This is a genomic window from Lysinibacillus fusiformis (assembly GCF_003049525.1).
Lineage (GTDB): Bacteria > Bacillota > Bacilli > Bacillales_A > Planococcaceae > Lysinibacillus > Lysinibacillus fusiformis.
The window spans coordinates 1-587 of the sequence record NZ_PYWL01000034.1; the positions used below are offsets into that span (position 1 = coordinate 1).

Here is a 587-nt window from a genome sequence, read left to right on the forward strand (position 1 = left end):
GACACAATATACATAAATAAACATATACGAATAAAAGCCATTGATAATATTTGGAGAACAGATAAAGAATCTAATCTTGTAAAGTACTTACCAAATGACAAAACTCTCCATTGCTCGTTTATAGGAAAGAGCATTTTTTTAGTGAGATAAATGCCAAATTCAGATACAGTAGTCACAATAGCGATAAAAACTAATAAGACAAACATAATAGAGAAAACGAGTATTCCTGTCCTTTTCATTTGCTCTTTTACATAACTATTTAAAACGATTAAAATAAAGCCCATTTCTAAAATACCAATACATATGTATAATATTCCCCATAAAATGGACGGATTATTACTTGTATTTACTGGTAATAATAGTTCGTATTCATTGTTCATTGAGTTCCCTAAATTGAGGAGTACAAATAAAAAAATGTATAGTGAACAAATAATCAATGACAGGATAGCAATAGTTTTGATCCCTTTTAGGGAACCATAAAAGCATAATAATATAAATAAAATAACTGTAATAAAATATGGATAATCAGAGTTAAAACTTTCTTCTGCCCAAATAATTGTAAATTTGAGTGAGACGAACGTTGATGA

1 protein-coding gene is annotated in these 587 nt (G+C 27.9%); it reads right to left on the reverse strand.

Going from position 1 to position 587, the window contains the following annotated elements:
- The coding region (locus C9J29_RS23940) for a GerAB/ArcD/ProY family transporter (protein ID WP_336603301.1) at positions 1-557 on the reverse strand (557 nt) is incomplete at its 3' end.
- Positions 558-587: the final 30 nt, after the last annotated feature.